Source organism: Enterobacter sichuanensis (assembly GCF_009036245.1).
GTDB classification, from domain to species: domain Bacteria; phylum Pseudomonadota; class Gammaproteobacteria; order Enterobacterales; family Enterobacteriaceae; genus Enterobacter; species Enterobacter sichuanensis.
In genome coordinates this window covers 2,973,500-2,989,101 of record NZ_CP027986.1, presented here as the reverse complement: position 1 = coordinate 2,989,101, position 15,602 = coordinate 2,973,500, and the positions used below count along the sequence as shown (strand labels likewise).

At 59.5% G+C, this 15,602-nt stretch carries 20 protein-coding genes; 14 read left to right on the top strand and 6 right to left on the bottom strand.

Going from position 1 to position 15,602, the window contains the following annotated elements:
- Window positions 1–5: 5 nt before the first annotated feature.
- The 4 genes from cheY to fliE are packed head-to-tail and all read right to left on the bottom strand — an operon-like array spanning window position 6 to window position 2,652.
- Window positions 6–392: a chemotaxis response regulator CheY gene (gene cheY, locus C1N69_RS14480; protein ID WP_059385156.1), complete on the bottom strand. Its 387-nt coding sequence runs from the start codon at window positions 390–392 to the stop codon at window positions 6–8.
- On the bottom strand, window positions 382–1,461 hold the full coding sequence (locus C1N69_RS14475) for a protein-glutamate methylesterase/protein-glutamine glutaminase (protein ID WP_155031427.1): 1,080 nt from the start codon (window positions 1,459–1,461) through the stop codon (window positions 382–384). Before C1N69_RS14475 ends, cheY begins: the two co-directional genes overlap by 11 nt.
- Window positions 1,458–2,312, bottom strand: coding sequence for a CheR family methyltransferase (locus tag C1N69_RS14470; protein ID WP_155031426.1), 855 nt, complete (start codon window positions 2,310–2,312; stop codon window positions 1,458–1,460). The genes C1N69_RS14475 and C1N69_RS14470 overlap by 4 nt, the downstream gene beginning before the upstream one ends.
- A gap of 16 nt (window positions 2,313–2,328) precedes the next feature.
- On the bottom strand, window positions 2,329–2,652 hold the full coding sequence (gene fliE / locus C1N69_RS14465; RefSeq protein ID WP_155031425.1) for a flagellar hook-basal body complex protein FliE: 324 nt from the start codon (window positions 2,650–2,652) through the stop codon (window positions 2,329–2,331).
- 264 nt (window positions 2,653–2,916) lie between these two features.
- Between fliE and fliF the strand changes: the two genes are divergently transcribed.
- From fliF to fliR, 13 genes are all read left to right on the top strand, one after another.
- On the top strand, window positions 2,917–4,596 hold the full coding sequence (gene fliF, locus C1N69_RS14460) for a flagellar basal-body MS-ring/collar protein FliF (protein WP_155031424.1): 1,680 nt from the start codon (window positions 2,917–2,919) through the stop codon (window positions 4,594–4,596).
- The gene (gene fliG, locus C1N69_RS14455; protein WP_059385151.1) at window positions 4,596–5,582 is read left to right on the top strand and encodes a flagellar motor switch protein FliG; all 987 of its coding nucleotides are present in this window, start codon (window positions 4,596–4,598) and stop codon (window positions 5,580–5,582) included. Before fliF ends, fliG begins: the two co-directional genes overlap by 1 nt.
- Window positions 5,569–6,273: a flagellar assembly protein FliH gene (locus C1N69_RS14450; RefSeq protein WP_155031423.1), complete on the top strand. Its 705-nt coding sequence runs from the start codon at window positions 5,569–5,571 to the stop codon at window positions 6,271–6,273. Before fliG ends, C1N69_RS14450 begins: the two co-directional genes overlap by 14 nt.
- Window positions 6,270–7,634: a flagellar protein export ATPase FliI gene (gene fliI, locus C1N69_RS14445; protein WP_155031422.1), complete on the top strand. Its 1,365-nt coding sequence runs from the start codon at window positions 6,270–6,272 to the stop codon at window positions 7,632–7,634. Before C1N69_RS14450 ends, fliI begins: the two co-directional genes overlap by 4 nt.
- A 12-nt stretch (window positions 7,635–7,646) precedes the next feature.
- The gene (gene fliJ, locus C1N69_RS14440) at window positions 7,647–8,096 is read left to right on the top strand and encodes a flagellar export protein FliJ (RefSeq protein WP_032672560.1); all 450 of its coding nucleotides are present in this window, start codon (window positions 7,647–7,649) and stop codon (window positions 8,094–8,096) included.
- Window positions 8,093–9,136, top strand: coding sequence for a flagellar hook-length control protein FliK (locus C1N69_RS14435; protein ID WP_155031421.1), 1,044 nt, complete (start codon window positions 8,093–8,095; stop codon window positions 9,134–9,136). The genes fliJ and C1N69_RS14435 overlap by 4 nt, the downstream gene beginning before the upstream one ends.
- Before the next feature lie 129 nt (window positions 9,137–9,265).
- Window positions 9,266–9,772 (top strand): flagellar basal body-associated FliL family protein, encoded by a 507-nt coding sequence (locus tag C1N69_RS14430; RefSeq protein WP_153907621.1) that lies wholly within the window; start codon window positions 9,266–9,268, stop codon window positions 9,770–9,772.
- Between the two features lie 5 nt (window positions 9,773–9,777).
- A complete protein-coding gene (gene fliM, locus C1N69_RS14425) occupies window positions 9,778–10,770 on the top strand; it encodes a flagellar motor switch protein FliM (RefSeq protein ID WP_059385146.1) in 993 nt (330 codons plus the stop codon).
- 7 nt (window positions 10,771–10,777) lie between these two features.
- Window positions 10,778–11,161, top strand: a complete 384-nt coding sequence (gene fliN, locus C1N69_RS14420) for a flagellar motor switch protein FliN (protein WP_059385145.1) — start codon at window positions 10,778–10,780, stop codon at window positions 11,159–11,161.
- Window positions 11,161–11,532 carry a flagellar biosynthetic protein FliO gene (fliO, locus tag C1N69_RS14415; protein ID WP_104557501.1) on the top strand — a complete coding sequence of 124 codons (372 nt, stop codon included), beginning with the start codon at window positions 11,161–11,163 and terminating at the stop codon, window positions 11,530–11,532. Before fliN ends, fliO begins: the two co-directional genes overlap by 1 nt.
- Before the next feature lie 26 nt (window positions 11,533–11,558).
- Entirely contained in the window at window positions 11,559–12,257 is a 699-nt protein-coding gene (gene fliP / locus C1N69_RS14410; RefSeq protein WP_153907685.1) for a flagellar type III secretion system pore protein FliP, read from the top strand.
- A 9-nt stretch (window positions 12,258–12,266) separates the two neighbouring features.
- On the top strand, window positions 12,267–12,536 hold the full coding sequence (gene fliQ, locus C1N69_RS14405) for a flagellar biosynthesis protein FliQ (protein ID WP_155031420.1): 270 nt from the start codon (window positions 12,267–12,269) through the stop codon (window positions 12,534–12,536).
- Window positions 12,536–13,315 (top strand): flagellar biosynthetic protein FliR, encoded by a 780-nt coding sequence (gene fliR, locus C1N69_RS14400; protein ID WP_155031419.1) that lies wholly within the window; start codon window positions 12,536–12,538, stop codon window positions 13,313–13,315. The genes fliQ and fliR overlap by 1 nt, the downstream gene beginning before the upstream one ends.
- Before the next feature lie 3 nt (window positions 13,316–13,318).
- Here fliR and C1N69_RS14395 read toward each other — a convergent pair whose 3' ends face one another.
- Both C1N69_RS14395 and C1N69_RS14390 read right to left on the bottom strand, forming a co-directional pair.
- A complete protein-coding gene (locus tag C1N69_RS14395; protein WP_155031418.1) occupies window positions 13,319–13,843 on the bottom strand; it encodes a hypothetical protein in 525 nt (174 codons plus the stop codon).
- Entirely contained in the window at window positions 13,809–14,618 is an 810-nt protein-coding gene (locus tag C1N69_RS14390) for a winged helix-turn-helix domain-containing protein (RefSeq protein ID WP_155031417.1), read from the bottom strand. Before C1N69_RS14390 ends, C1N69_RS14395 begins: the two co-directional genes overlap by 35 nt.
- Window positions 14,619–15,073: 455 nt before the next feature.
- Between C1N69_RS14390 and C1N69_RS14385 the strand changes: the two genes are divergently transcribed.
- Complete coding sequence (locus C1N69_RS14385; RefSeq protein WP_059385139.1) at window positions 15,074–15,565, top strand: DoxX family protein; 492 nt, start codon at window positions 15,074–15,076, stop codon at window positions 15,563–15,565.
- Window positions 15,566–15,602 lie beyond the last annotated feature (37 nt).

The window sequence follows — 15,602 nt, the reverse complement described above, 5'->3', positions numbered from 1 at the left end:
AAGGGTTACCCGAGTTTTTCAAAGATTTTGCCGAGCTTCTCTTCCAGCGTGGCAGCGGTGAACGGTTTAACGATGTAACCATTGGCGCCTGCCTGAGCCGCGGCGATGATGTTCTCTTTCTTCGCTTCTGCGGTCACCATCAGGACCGGCAGTTTTGCCATCGCCGCATCGCTGCGGATGGTTTTCAGCAGCTCCAGTCCGTCGACATTCGGCATGTTCCAGTCGCTGACCACGAAATCGAAGTCGCTGGCGCGCAGCTTGTTGAGCGCGTCCTGGCCGTCTTCGGCCTCGTCAATGTGCTTGTAGCCCAGATCCTGCAGCAGGTTTCGTACGATGCGTCGCATGGTGGCGAAGTCGTCTACCACCAGAAAACGCAAATTTTTATCCGACATGGGGGGTATCTCCTGAACGTCGTGAGTCGGTATGGGATGATTTATGTTTATGGAAACTGTCCAGTAAGCACTGGCTGATATCGTCGAGGTCGACGACCTTTTTCGCCGCGCCCAGCGCAATCGCCTCCCGCGGCATGCCGAACACCACGCAGGTGGCTTCGCTCTGCGCGAGGGTAAAGGCGCCGGTCTGGCGCAGGTGCAGCAGGCCACGCGCACCGTCCGCGCCCATGCCGGTCAGCAGGGCGGCGCTGGCGTGTTTGCTGGCCTGACGCGCCACGGAGTCAAACAGCACATCCACCGACGGACGATGACGGTTCACCGGCGGGGCATCGCTGAGCCTGATCCGGTAGCCGTTGTCCTGGCAGATGACCTCCATATGGCGATCGCCCGGGGCAATCAGGGCGGTACCTGGCAGCACCGGCTCGCCATCCTGCGCTTCACGCACGGCAATCTGGCACAGCGAGTCGAGTCGCTGGGCGAAAGAGTGGGTAAAACCGGCAGGCATATGCTGGGCAATCACAATCCCCGGCGTGCTGACCGGCAGCGGCATCAGCACCCGGCGCAGCGCCTCCGTGCCGCCCGTGGAGGCACCAATGGCGATGAGGCTCTGCTGGCGCACGGGAATACCGGCGAGCACCGGCCTGGCAGCCGGGTCGTGCGGGGCCAGCTTCGCGCGGGCCGCGACGCGGATCTTCTCCACCACCAGCTGGCCCCAGCTGTCGATATTCTCTGCACCGCGGTGCTCGGGCTTGGGCAGAAAATCCACCGCGCCGCGCTCAAGCGCGGTCAGAGTGGCTTTCGACCCGCGGGTAGTCAGGGAGGAGACCATAATCACCGGCATCGGGCGCAGGCGCATCAGGCGGGAGAGAAACTCCAGCCCGTCCATCCGCGGCATGTCGATATCCAGCGTCAGCACGTCCGGGTTAAGCTGTTTGATCAACTCGCGCGCGATAAACGCGTCCGGTGCCGTACCGACCATTTCCATATCCGGCTGCTGATTGACCACCGCGCTGAGCATGTTTCGCATCAGCGCGGAATCATCGACCGCCAGCACACGAATCGCCTTCACCGTGTGGCCTCCGTCAGTTCATACACCGACTGCCCCCGCAGGCGCAGCGGAATATGTGCGTGGTTAAAGTGTTCCGAATGGCCGACAAACAGCAGGCCACCTGGCTTAAGCAGACGCGCAAAGCGCTGCAGCAGGCGCTGCTGCGTTGGTGCGTCGAAATAGATCATCACGTTGCGGCAGAAAATGGCGTCGAACGGCCCGGGAACGGACCACTTTTCATCGAGTAAATTCAGCTGCTGATAGTGGATGGCCGCCAACAATTCCCGTCTGGCCTTCACCCATTCGCTGTTATCGCCTGCGCCCCGCAGAAAGTAATGGCGCTTCTGCGCCAGCGTCAGGGCGTCCAGATCGCTCAGCCGGTACACGCCCGCTTCCGCTTTTGCCAGCACCTCGGTGTCGATATCCGACGCCCAGATGCGCGGCCCGGCCACCGACGCGCCAAGCTGATCGTTCAGCGTCATGGCGATAGAGCAGGGCTCTTCCCCCGTTGAGGCGGCGGTACACCAGACGCGATAGCCATTCGCGCGCTGCCGGGCATGTTCCGCGAGGATCGGGAAGTGATAGGCCTCGCGGAAAAAGGAGGTCAGGTTGGTGGTCAGCGCGTTGATAAAGTTCTGCCATTCCGGGTGCTCTGCGTGCGACTCCAGAAGGGCGATATACTCGCTGAACGTGGCCAGTCCCAGCGTGCGCACGCGACGAGAGAGACGATTGAAAATCATCTCTCGCTTTTGCGCGTTGACGACAATGCCGGCGCGCTTATAGATTAATTTCCCGACACGCTGTAATTCGCTGTCAGTCAGAGAAAGCGTATTCAGGGATAAGCGTGCAGGCGTGCTGTTAATTTCACTCATAGAATGGGATCAGACCTTACACCGGGGTATTCATTATTTCCTGATACGCGCTGATCATCTTATTTCGCGCCTGCATACCGAAGCTGAATGAAATAGAGGATTTCTGCATCGCCAGCATCACGTCATTCAGGGCAATATCGCTACTGCCTGACATCCACTGCTGTGTTTTGTTCTTTGCCTCAACCTGGGTTTTATTTATTTCGTTAATGCTGTTAAATAAAACGTCAGAAAAGGAGGGCGCGTCGCCGCGCGCGTTCTGCAGCCGGTTAGACGGGCCGCTGACCTGCTGCGCCTGGGTCTGAATTTGATCGAGTACGCCACGCATTAATGTCGCTGACATTTTTCAGTTCCTGATAAATGGGATAAAAACCACTGTTTATTGCACATCTTTTAAACGTCGACAGCTTAACACGCGTTTAAAAACCTCAGAAAATCCAATAAGCCGACAGAACTTTGAGCTTATTTATCCTTAAAAAAAACGCCTTTCAGACGATAATGCCCGCCTGAAAAATTCTTATATTTTTGAAATCGTCGACATCACTCTCGCGAATTTCGTGAGCTGACGCGCATCGCTGATGCGTGCTATTTCATACAGGAATACGGCATGAGTGCCACACTAAATGAGTTAACCAACAATCCGGCAGAGCGAATTAAATCGATACTGTCCTCACTTCGCGGCAGCCCGAAGCTTTTGCTGGTGATTTGCGGCGCTGCGGCGCTTTCCGTCATCATCGCGTTAATGTTCTGGGCAAAAGAGCCGGACTACCGGGTGTTGTTCAGCAATATCAGTGATGAAGAAGGGGGCGCGATTGTCGCCCAGCTGTCACAGCTCAATGTGCCTTACCGGATCGATACACCGGGAGGCGTCATTATGGTGCCGGCCTCCCAGGTGCATGAGGTGCGCATGAAGCTGGCCCAGCAGGGGCTGCCGAAGGGGGGCTCGGTGGGCTTTGAGCTGCTCGATCAGGAGAAGTTTGGCGTCAGCCAGTTCACCGAGCAGGTGAACTACCAGCGTGCACTCGAAGGCGAGCTGGCGCGCACCATCGAAAATCTCGGTCCGATCCAGAGCGCGCGCGTGCATCTGGCCACGCCGAAACCGTCGATGTTTGTCCGCGAACAGAAAAAACCGACCGCTTCGGTCACCGTTAACCTGCTGCAGGGCCGGACCCTCGACGACAGCCAGGTGGTGGCCATCACCCATCTGATCTCCAGTGCGGTGACCGGGCTGGCCGCAGAGAGCGTGACCATTGTCGATCAGCGCGGCAACCTCCTCACCCAGAGCGGGCTGCGCGGCTTGCAGACGGCGCACCTGAAATACACCAATGAAATCGAAAGCGATTATCAGCAGCGCATTCAGCGCATTCTCGCCCCGCTGGTGGGGGATGAAAACATCCGCGCCCAGGTGACCGCGCAGATGGATTTCACCGAGCAGGAGCAGACCCTGGAGCAGTACCAGCCGAACAGCGACCCGGAAAAAATGGCGATCCGCAGCCGTCAGGCCAGCCTCTCGGAGCAGGGTAACCGCCGTGGCGCGAGCGGCGTGCCGGGCGCGTTGAGCAACACCCCACCGGCACCGGCCACCGCGCCGCTGACCCAGCCGCTTAACACGCCTGCGGACGACAAAAAAGAGAAAACCACCGGCAGCAGCGCCAGCCGTGAAACGGCGCAGCCGTACAACAACCGCAGCGATGAGACCACCAACTTTGAGGTGGATCGCACCCTGACCCACACCAAATCCAATGCCGGACGCATCCAGCGCTTGTCGGTCGCGGTGGTGATTAACCACCTGCCGCAAGGGGAAGAGGGCAAGCCGGGGCCGATCGGCGAGGCCGAGCTGGCGCGCATTAACGCCCTGGTGAAAGAGGCCATCGGCTACAACGCCGCGCGCGGCGACAGCGTCAATATTCTGAACTCCGCCTTTAACGGCGTGGTAGAGACACCGGTACCGCCGTTCTGGAAGCAGGATCGCTTCTACGCGCTGCTGATGGCTATCGCCCGTTATCTGGTCATTGCCATTATCGCCTGGATCATGTGGCGCAAGCTGGTGCAGCCGGCCTGGATCCGCCACCAGGAGACCACGATTCGTCGTCTGGAGATGGAAAAAGAGGCCCGGGAAGAAGAGATTGCCGCCAAAAAACGTGCAGCGGAGAAAAACAACCGCGACCGTGCGCAGCAGCGGGTGGATACGGAACTCAATGGTCAACAGTTGCGTGAACTGGCAGAGCAGGAACCGCGCGTTATCGCCCTGGTGATCCGCCAGTGGATGAGTAAGGAGCCGAAATAATGAATGCCTCAGAAAAAAGCGCCATCGTCATGCTGACGCTGGGAGATGTCCTGGCGGCGGAGGTGTTCAAGCACCTTAACGCCCACGAGGTTAAACAGATCAGTGCCTCGATGGTCAACATGGCGGGCTTTACTCACGACCAGATGGCCATGGTGCTGGAGGAGTTTAAGAAAGACTCCAGCGAATATGCCGCGCTCAGCCTCAACACCAACGATTATCTGCGCAGCGTGCTGGTCAAGGCGCTGGGCGAAGAGCGTGCCTCCTCGCTGCTGGAAGATCTGCTGGATACCCATCAGGGCACCAACGGTATCGAAACGCTCAACTTTATGGATCCGCAGGCGGTGTTCGATCTTATCCGCGAAGAGCATCCGCAGATCATCGCCACCATCCTGGTACACCTCAAGCGTAACCAGGCGGCGGACGTGCTGGGCAAATTCGACGAGCGCGAACGTAACGACATTATGCTGCGTATCGCCACCTTTGGCGGCGTACAGCCTGCCGCGCTGCAGGAGCTGACGGAAGTGCTGAACAACCTGCTGCACGGTCAGAACCTCAAGCGCAGCAAGATGGGCGGCGTCCGTCCGGCGGCCGAGATCCTCAACCTGATGAAATCCCATCAGGAGGAGGCGGCCATCGAGGCGGTGCGCGATTTCGACGGCGAACTGGCGCAGAAGATCATCGACGAGATGTTCCTGTTCGAAAACCTGGTGGATGTGGAAGACAGAAGCATTCAGCGTCTGCTGCAGGAGATCGAGAGCGAGACGCTGATCATCGCCCTGAAAGGGGCCGACGAGCCGCTGCGCATGAAGTTCTTCCGCAATATGTCACGCCGTCAGGCCGAGCTGATGACCGACGATCTGGCCTCCCGTGGCCCGGTGCGTCTGTCGCAGGTGGAAGCCGAACAGAAGACCATTCTCAACGTGGTGCGTCGCCTGGCCGAGTCTGGCGAGATCCTGATAGGAGGCAGCGACGATGCCTACGTTTGATGATAACAACGCCCGTGAGTGGCGCGCCTGGAAGCCTGAAAACCTGCTGGGTGAGCCGCTGGACACCCCGCTGCCGACGATGGATAACGCCCAGTCTGAGGCGCAGCTGAAAGCTGAACTGGCGCGCCTGCGCAAGCAGGCGGAGCAGCAGGGATTTGCTCAGGGACAGCAGCAGGGCCAGGAAGAGGGGCGCAAGCAGGGCTACGAGGCCGGGCTGAAAGAGGGCCGCGACGCCGGGTTTGCCCAGGGCGTAGAGCAGGCGCGCGTGGAGCAGCAGGCGCTGCTGCGCGAGGCCGAAGTCTGGGTCAGCAACTTTAAGCTGGCGCTGGAAAACCTCGAAGGGCTGGTCCCCGCGCGTCTGGTGCAGCTGTCGCTCACCGCTGTCCAGCAGCTCTACGGCACTGCCCGCGTGACGGACAACCAGGCGCTGAACGCGCAGATCCGCAGCCTGATGCAGCAGGATGCCCTGCTGCACGGCACCATCCAGCTGTATGTCAGCCCGGACGCGTTTGCGGGGGTGCAGGCGGCGCTGGGCGAAACGCTCACCGCGATGGGCTGGGAGCTGCACCGCGACGCCAGCCTGGCCGCCGGGGGCTGCCGGATTGTCTCCCCGGACGTTGAGGTGGACGCCAGCATGGAAACCCGCTGGCAGGCGCTCTGCCAGCTGGCACGCGAGGAGCTCTCGCAATGAGCCAGCAGCTAAAAAAGTGGCTTTCCGCCCTCGACCGGGTGGAGGAAAAACTCACGCAGGTGCCCGATTTTCGCCAGTACGGCAAGCTGACGCGCGCCACCGGGCTGGTGATGGAGGCCGTGGGGCTGAAGCTGCCCATCGGTGCCCTGTGCATCGTTGAGCGCCAGACGGAGCAGGGAATTATCCCGGTCGAGAGCGAGGTGGTGGGCTTTAATGGCCAGACGCTGTTCCTGATGCCGCTGGAGCATGTCGACGGTATCCTGCCGGGGGCGCGCATCTACGCCCTGCAAAGCGACAGCCACGCCGGTAAACAGCTCCCCGTTGGCCCGCATCTGCTGGGCCGCGTGTTGGATGCCCAGGGCCGTCCGCTGGATGGCCGTCCCGCGCCGGGAAAACCGGCGGCCGGGCTTTTTACCCCGACGCTTAACCCGCTGCACCGCGACCCGATCAAAACCGTGCTCGACGTCGGCGTGCGCGCCATCAACGGCCTGCTGACGGTGGGGCGAGGACAGCGTATGGGCCTGTTCGCCGGTTCCGGCGTCGGCAAAAGCGTGCTGCTCGGCATGATGGCCCGCTTCACCACCGCTGACGTCATCGTGGTGGGGCTGATTGGCGAGCGTGGCCGCGAGGTGAAAGATTTTATTGAGAATATCCTTGGCGAAGAGGGGCTGGCCCGGGCAGTGGTTGTCGCCGCCCCGGCCGACGTCTCACCGATTTTACGCATGCAGGGCGCCGTTTATACCACCCGCATCGCGGAGGATTTCCGCGAGCGCGGCCTCAACGTGCTGCTGATCATGGACTCCCTGACCCGCTACGCCATGGCGCAGCGTGAAGTGGCGCTGGCGATTGGCGAACCGCCGGCCACCAAAGGCTATCCGCCTTCGGTGTTTGCCCGCCTGCCTGCCCTGGTTGAGCGCACCGGTAACGGCGTGAAAGGGGGCGGCTCGATCACCGCATTTTATACGGTGCTGACGGAAGGGGACGACCAGCAGGATCCGATTGCCGACTCCGCGCGCGCGATCCTCGACGGCCATATCGTGCTGTCGCGTCGTCTGGCCGAGGCGGGGCACTATCCGGCTATCGATATTGAAGCTTCGATCAGCCGCGCCATGACCGAGCTGATCCCGCATGCCCAGTACCGCCGGGTGCAGCGTTTCAAACAGCTGCTCTCCGCGTATCAGCGTAACCGCGATCTGGTCAGCGTGGGCGCGTATGTTAAAGGGAGCGACGCGATGCTGGATCAGGCCATCGACAAATACCCGTCGCTGGAGGCATTCCTCCACCAGGCGATCCACGAGCGCAGCGGCTATGACGATGCCGTTCGCGCCCTGTCCGGGCTCTTCCCGGACATCAAAGACTAATCCGGAGGCGCGATGAAGGTAAAAAACCCGATGACGCTGCTGCGCGATATGGCCGAAGAGACGCTGACGGAGACCACCCGTGCGCTGGGCGGCGCGCAGCAGCAGCTTCAGCAGGCGCTCACCCAGCACGAACAGCTGCAGCACTACGAGCAGGAGTACCAGCAGTCCCTGCGTCAGGGGATGATGGGCGGCGGCATGTCGGTGGCGGATCTGGTGAATCATCAGTCGTTTATTTTATCGCTGAAGCAGGTCGTCAAGCAGCAGGAAGGCCACGTTAACGCCTGTGAACAGGCGGTCGACAAGGTGAAGCAGAACTGGGTGCAGAACAAGCAGCGCCTGAACGCCTTTGAAACCCTGATTGCCCGCCGGGAGACGGCGCAGGCGCTGGTTCAAAGCCGACATGAACAGAAGCTGATGGATGAATTTGCCCAGCGTGCCGGACAAAAGAGAGAAAGGCTATGAACATTGATATTGCCACCCTGCTGTTGGGCAGCGGGGCACCGGGCAAACCGAAGGCCGGGCTGCTCGCTGACGAGAACTTCAGCCTGGCGCTGGATGACAAGCTGGCCGAGCTGGCGCAGCTTTTCCCGGGCCTTGACCCGCAGATGCTGGCCGCGCTGCCGGAGGACGCCTTACCTGCCGGGCTACTGCCGGGCAAGCTGGTTGACGACGCACCTGTCCTTGATGACGAGGGAAGGCCGCTGATGGCTATGCCCGCGCTGGCAGAGGCGTTGCAGGGCATCGCCCTGACCGACGGTGAAGGGGACGAAAGCCCCCAGTGGCAGCTGCAGCAGCTGGTAACCCGCAGCGTCACCGGGGAAGTGCCGGTGAAAGGCGTACCGGGCGAAAAAAACGCGGCGCCGGAGGGCAAAACCGCAGCAATGTTGATGATGAGCGGGGATAAAACCCCGGCGGCCGCTGCCGCGCCGCTGGCGGTGCAGCCCGCACCGCTCAGCAGCGAAGCGCTGATCACCACCGAGGTTGCCGCGACGCCAACGGTGAACGCCGTGGCGCTGCCTGCCGCCGTACGCACCAGCGTCGCCCATGCGCCGCAGCAGGTGGTCACCGTTAACCATCCGCCGGAAGCGCCGGAGTGGAAGCAGTCGGTCAGCCAGCACATTGCGGTCTTTAGCCGCAACGGGCTGCACAGCGCGGAGATCCGTCTGCACCCGGAAGAGCTGGGGTCGCTGCAGATTTCCCTGCGCGTGCAACAGGATCAGGCACAGATCCATATCGTCAGCGAGCATGCGCACATTCGCCACGTGATGGAGCAGGCGATGCCGCAGCTGCGCGCCGCGATGGCGGAATCCGGCATTCAGCTGGGTCAGTCCAGCGTCAGCGCGGAAGGGCAGTCGTTTGCCGCCGGTGAGCAGGGGGAACACGCCGCAGGCGACGAGCATGCCGCGCAGGAGGGCGAGGAGCACGCGCCGGAGGAGGAGAGTGTGCCTACGTTATTAACCACCACTCCCGGAAATATATACGGAATTAATACCTTTGCCTGAAGTGGCGAATTAGCTTCAGTAATGAAATTTTATCGCCTGATTATCAGGATGATTAAATGGACTACAATGTCCGCCATATTGACACGAGGGTAGCACGCTGCCCTCTCTTATTTATCAGGTGTACGTTCAATGAGTAATAAAAATAAAAAGGTCGCCAGTGGCGGAGGGTCTCGCTCGCTTCTGATGATGTTCATGTTTTTGACTGCCGTTGCGGCGTGCGGAGTTTCCGGCTACCTGTTCTGGGAGATGAAGTTCGCCAAACCGGCACAAGAAGTCGCGGAAGGGGAAATCAAAACACCGCCCGCGCCCGTGCAGGTCGAGCCGCTGTATGCGTCAATGAATACCTTTACCGTCAGCCTGAAGCCGACGGCGAACGAATCGGACCGGGTATTGTACCTGGGCTTGTCGATTCGCGTGGCGGAACAGAAATCACTGGCGGTGCTGGAAAAATATTTGCCGGAATATCGCAGCCGCTTATTTATGTTGCTCACTCACCAGACCTATGAAGATTTATCGACGGATGAAGGAAAGCGTCGCCTGATTACCAATATTCAGAGTGAGCTGGATAAACCGCTGGCATTTAACCAGTCCATTCGCGTCACTGACGTGCTTATTAACGAATTTATTCTGCGGTAATTATTATGGCTGACAGCTTTTTATCTCAGGATGAGATCGACCGTTTGCTCAATGCCGATGTGGAGAGCAACAGCGATCGTCAGAACAATGGGGCAGACCCGGGGATCAAACCCTACGATCCGCACACCCAGCGCCGGGTGATCCGCGAACGTTTGCATTCGCTGGAGATTATTAACGAACGTTTTGCCCGTCAGTTCCGCATGGGGCTGTTTAACCTGCTGCGCCGTAGCCCGGATATTACGGCGGGGAACATTAAGATCCAGCCGTATCACGAGTTTGCCCGCAACCTGCCGGTGCCGACAAACCTGAACCTGCTGCACCTTAACCCGCTGCGCGGCACCTCGCTGATGGCGTTCTCACCGGGGCTGGTGTTTATGGCCGTGGATAACCTGTTCGGCGGCGACGGGCGTTTCCCGACCAAAGCCGACGGCCGCGAGTTCACGCCCACCGAGCAGCGCGTGATCCACCGCATGCTGTCGATGGCGCGCGAGGCGTACGAGTTCGCCTGGAGTTCGATCTACAAAATCAAAACGGAGTACATCCGCTCCGAAATTCAGGTGAAGTTCACCAACATCACCTCGTCGCCGAACGACGTGGTGGTCACCACGCCGTTTTCGGTGGAGATCGGTTCGCACCGCGGGGAGTTCAACATCTGTATTCCCTTCAGCACCATCGAGCCGCTGCGCGAGCTGCTGAGTAACCCGCCGATGGACAACTCACGCCATGAGGACTCCCACTGGCGCGGCCTGCTGGCAAGCCAGATGCGGGAAACCGAGCTGGAGCTCACGGCGCGTTTCGCCGATATCGGCACCCGTCTGTCCCGCGTGATGCAGATGAAAAAAGGCGACATCATCGCGCTGGATAAGCAGGAGTTTATCGAGGCCAGCGTGGGTGGCGTACCGGTCTTCACGGCCCGCTACGGCGCCGTTAACAATCAATATGCCCTGAAGGTCGAGCAGATGATTCAGCCTTCATTACTTTCATTAAACAAGGAGTAATTTCCCCATGAGCGATATGAACACCTCATCGGGTTCTGACGATCAGTCCATCGATAATCTTTGGGGTGAGGCAATGACCGAACAGCACGCGGCGGGAATGACCGACACCATGGCGGGTGCGCAATTTTCTGACGAAATGAACCTGATCCTCGATATCCCGGTAAAAATGACCGTGGAGCTGGGACGCACCAAAATGACCATCAAGGAGCTGCTGCGCTTAAGCCAGGGCTCGGTGGTGTCGCTGGACGGTCTGGCGGGGGAGCCGCTGGATATCCTGATCAATGGTTACCTGATTGCGCAGGGAGAAGTGGTGGTGGTGTCCGATAAATTCGGTATCCGCATCACGGACATCATTACCCCGTCCGAGCGCATGCATCGTCTGAGCCGCTAATGAACGCCACTGACTCCCTTCCGGCCACCGGCTCGGTGCTGATGACGGTCAGCGGCGCGCTGGCCCTGATTATTCTGCTGATGGTGGTGATGGCCTGGGCCGCCCGCCGCAGCGGGCTGGCGCGTCGGCTCAACGACGCCCAGGGCAACATGACCCTGGTGGCGACTCAGTCGCTGGGGCCGCGCGAGCGCCTGGTGCTGGTTGACGTTGGCGACCAGCGTCTGGTACTGGGGGTTACCGCCGCGCAGATTACCTGCCTCGCCACCCAGCCGCGCCCGGAAAACGCCCCGCAGGCCAGTGCGCCCGCGGCGACGTTCCCGCTGATGCTGGAGAAGCTGCGCCAGAAATACCGTCCGGGAGGTGAACAGTGAATCGCCTGCTGCTGGCATTCGCACTGATGCTGCCTGCCGCCGGTGCGCTGGCGGCCAACGGGGATATCACCCTCGGCCAGCCTTCCGGAGAAGGGGGCTGGACGCTGCCGGTGCAAACCCTGCTGCTGCTGAGCGGCTTTACCTTTATTCCCGCAGTCCTGCTGATGATGACCGGGTTTACCCGCATCATCATTGTGCTGGGGCTGATGCGTAACGCGCTCGGCACACCCACCGCGCCGCCCAACCAGGTGCTGGTGGGGCTATCACTGTTTTTGACCTTCTTTGTGATGTCGCCGGTGTTCAGCCAGATCTACGAAAAAGCCTGGCAGCCGCTGCAGGAAAACAAAATCACCATGGAAGTGGCCCTGACGGAAGGGGTGAAGCCGCTGCGCGCGTTCATGCTCGACCAGACCCGCGAAAGCGATCTGGCGATGTTTGCCCGCATCGCGAAAACGCCGGACGTCGCCACGCCGCAGGAGGTGCCGCTCAGCATTCTGATCCCGGCGTTTATCACCAGCGAGCTGAAAACCGCGTTCCAGATCGGCTTTACCATTTTTATCCCCTTCCTGATCATCGATCTGGTGGTGGCGAGCATTCTGATGGCGCTGGGGATGATGATGGTGCCGCCGACTACCATTGCCCTGCCGTTCAAGCTGATGCTGTTCGTGCTGGTGGATGGCTGGCAGTTGCTCGTGGGGTCGCTGGCCCAGAGCTTTTACAGTTAGGAGAGCCCCATGACCCCGGAAAGCGTAATGGTGATTGGCATGCAGGCCATCAGGGTCGGGCTGATGATCTCCGCCCCGCTGCTGGTGGCCGCCCTGGTCACCGGTCTGATTATCAGTATTTTGCAGGCTGCCACGCAGGTTAACGAAATGACCATGACCTTCATCCCGAAAATCCTGATGATTGTCGGCGTCGCGGTGGCGCTTGGCCCGTGGATGATGAAAATCTTTATTGAATATACCCGCGCGGTGTTTGCCAGCATCCCGTTTGTGATCGGCTGATGGCCTTTGGACTTCCCCTCGATCAGCTCTACGGGCTGGTCAGCCACTACGTTTTCATTATGGTGCGCATTGCGGCGCTGCTGCATGTGGCGCCGATCTTCAGCGAGAAGGCCGTCAGTGCCCGACTGCGCGCCGGTCTGGCGCTGCTGACGGCGATCCTCATCGGCGGCACGCTGCCCGACGCCGGGGTAGGGCTCTACTCCTGGGAAGGGGTCTGGGTGCTGGCGAAACAGGTGATTATCGGTGCGGCGATGGGGCTAACGCTGCAGCTGCTGTTTGCCGCCGTGCGCATGTCCGGTGAAATCATCGGCATGCAGATGGGGCTGTCGTTCGCCACCTTCTTTGACCCCGGTGCCGGGAACAGCCCGGTGATCTCGCGTTTTCTCAACCTGCTGGTGACGCTGCTGTTCCTCGCCTTTAACGGCCATCTCTGGCTGCTGGCCCTGCTGGCTGACACCTTCCAGACCCTGCCGGTTGACGCCACGCCGCTGCATGCGGGCGGGTTTATCTATCTGGTCACCCACGCGGGGCTGATCTTCAGTCAGGGGCTGATGCTGGGGCTGCCGGTGATTGCCCTGCTGCTGTGCATCAACTTCATCCTCGGGCTGTTAAACCGCCTGACGCCGCAGCTCTCCATTTTCGTGATTGGCTTCCCGCTGACGCTCACCTTCGGCATGCTGGCGCTGTTCCTGATTGCTGAAACGCTGGCCCCGTTCTTTGAGCGCCTGATGGCCACCGGCTTTGACCTGCTGGCCGGGCTGATTCAGGCGCTGGTGTAACCCTCAGTGCATGCAGGCGATGCGGGCGACGGTTTCCGTGCCGGAGGCCAGCACTTTGTCATCCAGCAGATAGACGGTGCTGGTCGCCACTTCGCCCGGCTTAATTTGCGGGAAGATATAGTCGGTCACATCTTGATCCGTGGTCTGGCCGCCGAGCTTACGGTGCTGGCTGGTGACGGTCAGATGGATCCGCTTGCCCGACAGTTCCACATCGTAGCGCACTTCCCGGTTCACGGCCTTCGGCAGCCCGTCGCGTTTGCCGTCTTTAAAATGGCTGATGGTGCCGATATAGGTGGTATGCCCGCTGAACAGGCCGTCGCGGTAAGAGCGGTAGATGCCGCGTGCCAGCGTCGCATTGTTGTCATCCTCAATAACGTAGTAGGACGTGGGCGCGATGCACTGCGACGCGAACGTTGAGGTCTTCAGCCCGTACAGTGCCATGCCGCCCAGCCCGACGACCATCCCGCCGACAAACAGCAGGCTGAGCGGGGATTTAATAAAGGCGAAAATAGAACGATTCGCAGTCATTCCCGGAATCCTTAAAGGGTTGTTGACAGGCAATAAGTCCCTGGAACTGACTCATTTTTTCTGAGCCGGTTGTGACGTACAGCACCGCAGCCGGTTTCTCATTGGGGCGACGATCCAGCACGTGACGGGTATAGGTTTGCAGCGTGGACTCAATCAGGGCGCGCTGCGTCTGTTTTTCCTGCTGCACCATCACCTGTGTACCAGGCGGCACGCCGGGGCCATTCCAGCGCACAAAGTGGACCGGCTGGGGGCTAAAATCGACGATCCCGCGCAGGAGCAGCGCAATCACCAGCCCCACCAGCACGCCACTCAGGGTGACGCAGATCTTCTGCTTCAGGGCATAGTGGCGCGCAGGGGCGTGCGCAGCCACCGGCGACACCTCAGGCGCTGCCGGTTCATCCTGCACGGGCAGGGGCGCGGTCTGCGGCTGAGGCGGCAGTTCGCTGCTGGCGTCCCGCACGAGCAGACGATAGCCGCTGCGCGTCACGGCAATAAGGGTGATGGCTTCCTGCATATCCAACTGGGCGAATGCGCGACGCAGCTTGGTGATCATTACCCGGACGCTGTTGTCGGTCACTTCCACGCCTGCGCTGCGCCAGCCGATCTCCATCAGCTGTTCCTGAGAAAGCACCTCCCCCTGGGCCTCCACCAGTGCGGCAAGGCACAGACACGCGCTTTGGGGAAGGGTGACCGTCTCTTGCGTATCCGTCCGGGCAAGTACGCGGGTCTGTAAATCCAGCGTCACTGACGTTCCAATCGCGATAGGGTTTAGCATAGTTATTTGTTTCTTCTGGTGTATAAGGTATCGCTTCTGGCTAGTGTAATGAATAGTAAGAAATACATGTTATTGCGAGCCGAAGGCCAGAGCGACATGCTTTTTATGTCTTACGTCATATTTTTGCAACCACTGCGTAATAACAGCCTTAACGGGATTAAGGTTATTAATCGGAGCGTTATTAACCACATTAAACGTAGTGCTTAATAACGTTTTACTTTAATCATATTAAAACCAATCGGTTACCTTTTTGCTGTCAAAGGGGGCGTCTGTACGGCGTTGATAATGAGACGCTGTCATTGTTCAGAATTAATCTTTTTTAATCTGTATATTTTTATTAATTGTGTCGGGAAGGGGGCGGGAGCGGTTGCGAACGAGACCGGCGAATTTATACTGCGTACACAGATGTTATTGAATTTATTACACAGTATTTATTTTCTTTACAAGGATGACCGATGTTCTCTCTGAAGCGTTTATTGCATACCACCGATATGCCAGCCATGTTTCCCGTCTTTCTCTGCCGTCTGGTGCTGGGCGTATTTTTCTTTACCGCAGGGTTTAATAAATTATTTGTCACCGAGAACCAGCTGCTGATGGTGGACACCATGTATGACGCGGGGATCCCTTTTCCGACAGTGATGGCGGTGGTGGTGGCCTTTCTCGAATGCAGCATGGGTCTGCTGTTGACGCTGGGGTTATTCAGCCGCCTGAGCGCGCTGGTACTGATGGTCATCAGCACCGTGGCGCTGGTCACCATTGGTATCTACACCATTCCGCGCGGGCTGAACCTGATCGCCTGGCTCAGCTGGCTGTTCTACCTGCCCGAGACGCTGTATATCGTGCTCTGTCTGCTGCCTGCGACATGGGGCGGCACGTTCTGGAGTCTCGATGGCTGGCTGGTCAGACGCTGGGATAATGTCCGGCGGATTGTTTTTATTGAGCGATAACAGAAGTGCGCGGTTATCAACGGTTTGAAGAGCATAT

Excerpts from the sequence above, each read along its gene's own strand:
- cheY (WP_059385156.1), bottom strand. The coding sequence starts at position 392 with ATGTCGGATAAAAATTTGCGTTTTCTGGTGGTAGACGACTTCGCCACC.
- C1N69_RS14470 (WP_155031426.1), bottom strand. The coding sequence starts at position 2,312 with ATGAGTGAAATTAACAGCACGCCTGCACGCTTATCCCTGAATACGCTT.
- fliE (WP_155031425.1), bottom strand. The coding sequence starts at position 2,652 with ATGTCAGCGACATTAATGCGTGGCGTACTCGATCAAATTCAGACCCAG.
- fliF (WP_155031424.1), top strand. The coding sequence starts at position 2,917 with ATGAGTGCCACACTAAATGAGTTAACCAACAATCCGGCAGAGCGAATT.
- fliG (WP_059385151.1), top strand. The coding sequence starts at position 4,596 with ATGAATGCCTCAGAAAAAAGCGCCATCGTCATGCTGACGCTGGGAGAT.
- C1N69_RS14450 (WP_155031423.1), top strand. The coding sequence starts at position 5,569 with ATGCCTACGTTTGATGATAACAACGCCCGTGAGTGGCGCGCCTGGAAG.
- fliI (WP_155031422.1), top strand. The coding sequence starts at position 6,270 with ATGAGCCAGCAGCTAAAAAAGTGGCTTTCCGCCCTCGACCGGGTGGAG.
- fliJ (WP_032672560.1), top strand. The coding sequence starts at position 7,647 with ATGAAGGTAAAAAACCCGATGACGCTGCTGCGCGATATGGCCGAAGAG.
- C1N69_RS14435 (WP_155031421.1), top strand. The coding sequence starts at position 8,093 with ATGAACATTGATATTGCCACCCTGCTGTTGGGCAGCGGGGCACCGGGC.
- C1N69_RS14430 (WP_153907621.1), top strand. The coding sequence starts at position 9,266 with ATGAGTAATAAAAATAAAAAGGTCGCCAGTGGCGGAGGGTCTCGCTCG.
- fliM (WP_059385146.1), top strand. The coding sequence starts at position 9,778 with ATGGCTGACAGCTTTTTATCTCAGGATGAGATCGACCGTTTGCTCAAT.
- fliN (WP_059385145.1), top strand. The coding sequence starts at position 10,778 with ATGAGCGATATGAACACCTCATCGGGTTCTGACGATCAGTCCATCGAT.
- fliO (WP_104557501.1), top strand. The coding sequence starts at position 11,161 with ATGAACGCCACTGACTCCCTTCCGGCCACCGGCTCGGTGCTGATGACG.
- fliP (WP_153907685.1), top strand. The coding sequence starts at position 11,559 with ATGCTGCCTGCCGCCGGTGCGCTGGCGGCCAACGGGGATATCACCCTC.
- fliQ (WP_155031420.1), top strand. The coding sequence starts at position 12,267 with ATGACCCCGGAAAGCGTAATGGTGATTGGCATGCAGGCCATCAGGGTC.
- fliR (WP_155031419.1), top strand. The coding sequence starts at position 12,536 with ATGGCCTTTGGACTTCCCCTCGATCAGCTCTACGGGCTGGTCAGCCAC.
- C1N69_RS14395 (WP_155031418.1), bottom strand. The coding sequence starts at position 13,843 with ATGACTGCGAATCGTTCTATTTTCGCCTTTATTAAATCCCCGCTCAGC.
- C1N69_RS14390 (WP_155031417.1), bottom strand. The coding sequence starts at position 14,618 with ATGCTAAACCCTATCGCGATTGGAACGTCAGTGACGCTGGATTTACAG.
- C1N69_RS14385 (WP_059385139.1), top strand. The coding sequence starts at position 15,074 with ATGTTCTCTCTGAAGCGTTTATTGCATACCACCGATATGCCAGCCATG.